1 protein-coding gene is annotated in these 523 nt (G+C 56.2%); it reads left to right on the plus strand.

Features of this window, described 5'->3' with window-relative positions; all coding sequences use genetic code 11:
- Window positions 1–360 precede the first annotated feature (360 nt).
- The coding region (locus DyAD56_RS23475) for a transposase (protein ID WP_146010620.1) at window positions 361–523 on the plus strand (163 nt) is incomplete at its 3' end.

The raw sequence follows: 523 nt of genomic DNA on the forward strand, positions 1-523 counted from the left end.
GATGAAACTTTTGGCCGCCACCACAACTCCACGCCCTAAGCCCAAGTATCAATTAGGTCCGCTTAGGGTCGGAAGCAGACCTTAGCGATACAACAACGTTGTTGCTGACCACCATACAGCCATCAGGCCAACGGCCAGCGACAACCACGCCTGCCCCACGGTCGACCAGGACGCTTCGTCGCGCTTGCAAAAGGCCGCTTGGAATCTCTCCACGCCAACGTTGGCGAGAAAATAGACCACCATCAAGAGGCCACAAAGGCCAAGCAGAGCTAACTGGAGACTACCGAGCGACCGACGTCCCCCCGCTTTTGAGTAGCGATTCGATTTGGAGTCCAATCCCCCAACCGAAGGAGATTGGACGTGAAGAAGCGTTTTACCGAAGAGCAGATCATCGGCTTCCTGCGAGAGGTTGAAGCCGGCATGCCAGTCAAGGAGCAGTGCCGCAAGCACGGCTTCAGTGAGGCTTCTTATTACCTGTGGCGCAGTAAATTCGGAGGCATGAGCGTGCCCGAAGCAAAGCGAC

Source organism: Dyella sp. AD56 (assembly GCF_002878475.1).
In the GTDB taxonomy this organism is placed as follows: Bacteria; Pseudomonadota; Gammaproteobacteria; order Xanthomonadales; family Rhodanobacteraceae; genus Dyella.